General features: G+C 66.3%; 2 protein-coding genes and 1 pseudogene. All 3 read right to left on the bottom strand.

All coding sequences use genetic code 11. The annotated features are described in order from the left end of the window. Positions 1-144 (bottom strand): annotated as a pseudogene (locus Q4C89_RS15020) (pyridoxamine 5'-phosphate oxidase); the annotation flags it as partial. Beyond that, positions 141-653 (bottom strand): AAA family ATPase, encoded by a 513-nt coding sequence (locus Q4C89_RS15025; protein WP_303103427.1) that lies wholly within the window; start codon positions 651-653, stop codon positions 141-143. The gene Q4C89_RS15025 and the pseudogene Q4C89_RS15020, both read right to left, overlap by 4 nt. Next, on the bottom strand, positions 650-1,489 hold the full coding sequence (locus tag Q4C89_RS15030; protein ID WP_303103428.1) for a DNA-formamidopyrimidine glycosylase: 840 nt from the start codon (positions 1,487-1,489) through the stop codon (positions 650-652). Before Q4C89_RS15030 ends, Q4C89_RS15025 begins: the two co-directional genes overlap by 4 nt. Positions 1,490-1,689 lie beyond the last annotated feature (200 nt).

Below are 1,689 nucleotides of genomic sequence, written 5' to 3' on the forward strand. Positions count from 1 at the left end.
CTGCATGGCGTAGGGTTCGGGCAGGTCGGCGGCGAGGGCTTCGTCGAACCACGCCCGAAATTGGGCGAGGGGGTCGGTGTTCAGGTCGGCCCGGCGCAGGTCGGCGCGGGTGTAGGAGATGCGCATGGAAGTGAGGTCAGTCATGGGGCGAGGGTAGCGGACTCAGTCGGCAAATGGGCGAGAAATGCTCTGACTTCCGCATCATTTCGGAGCACGACCAGCCGCAGCCCTGGCACGGTGCGGAGTTGCGCCCGTTGCCACGCGGCCTGGGTGGGAAAATTCCAGACGCTTCTCAAGAGGGCGGGGGTGGGCCAGCCCTGCCGCCGTTCTCCATGTGGAAACTGGCCCAGAGCCGCCCGCTGGAATACTCGCCACAGGCACAGAAGGCGCGGTGGAAGCAGATAAATCACCGTGTCAGCGCGGTACGCCACCCGCAGCAGGGTGGTCAGGATGTTGCCGTCCAGAATCCAGCGTTCCCGTGACATGGCGGCGTGCAGGCGGGCGTGCCAGACCGTGCGCTTGACCCGCACCCAGCCCGGTTCCCACGAAAGTTCGTCCAGATGGGTGAGCGGCAGGCCCGTCCGCGCTGCCAGTTCTTTCGCCAGGGTGCTTTTGCCCGCGCCCGGACTGCCGACGATGAGCACGCGCTTCATTCGTTCGCTGTTCTCAGGACCTGACACTGAGGGCAAAAATGTGTTCCCCGCTGCCCCAACACAATTTTCTCAATCGGTGTGCCGCAGCGTTCGCAGGGCTGCCCGGTTTTGCCGTAAGCGTGGTGATGCACCTGATAGCCGCCCGGTTCGCCGTCGTGCTGGCGGTAGTTGCCCGTGCCGTTGCCCAGCGAACTGCCGCCCGCCTCTACCGCCCGGCCCATCACGTCGCGGACAGCGTGGTAGAGGCGCGAGGCTTCGTCCGCGTTTAGGTGCGTCTGGGCGGGGTGAATCTGGGCCAGCCACAGCGCTTCGTCGGCGTAGATGTTGCCCACGCCGCTCACGGGCTTTTGCGAGAGCAGCCAGACCTTGACCGCGCCGCAACTTGCCGCCACCCGCACGAACTCGGCCTCCGCGAAGTCGTCGGAGAGGGGTTCCGGCCCCATCGCCGCCAGGGTGGGCATGCTTGCGTACTCGCCGGGCGACACCGCCGCCACCTTGCCGAAGCGCCGGGGGTCGTTGAAGTAGAGTTTCTCGCCGCCTTCGAGTTCAAAGGTGACGCGGGTGTGCGGCCCGCTTTCCAGCCGAAAGCCCCCGGTCATGCCCAGATGCACGATGAGTTCGAGGTCATGCGGAGCATCTTCTGCCGCGTCCCCCGCCGCGAGGTGCAGCAGCAGGTATTTGCCCCGGCGGGTCAGGGCGCGAACCCGCTTGCCGTGCGCGAGGTGGGTGTTGGGGTACTTGTGCGGGGCGTCGTGCTGGATTTGCACGATGGTTTTGCCACGCAGCAGCGGCTCGATTTTGCGGCGGGTGGTTTCGACTTCGGGCAGTTCGGGCATGGGGAGAAGATAGGCCAAAGCCGGGGCGAACACCGGGGTCAAAACCATGAAAAAACCGCCCCCACGCGGGGAGCGGCTCGCCGGGGGTGGCGTGAGGTTATCCGGCCACGTCCACTTCTTCCAGCACACTGACCTGTGGCGGCTTGACCAGCCAGGAGCCGACCTTGGCGCGGTAGGCCCGGTAGTGGGCCGAGTCGCGG

This window comes from Deinococcus sp. (genome assembly GCF_030523985.1).
Lineage (GTDB): Bacteria > Deinococcota > Deinococci > Deinococcales > Deinococcaceae > Deinococcus.

Excerpts from the sequence above, each read along its gene's own strand:
- Q4C89_RS15025 (WP_303103427.1), bottom strand. The coding sequence starts at position 653 with ATGAAGCGCGTGCTCATCGTCGGCAGTCCGGGCGCGGGCAAAAGCACC.
- Q4C89_RS15030 (WP_303103428.1), bottom strand. The coding sequence starts at position 1,489 with ATGCCCGAACTGCCCGAAGTCGAAACCACCCGCCGCAAAATCGAGCCG.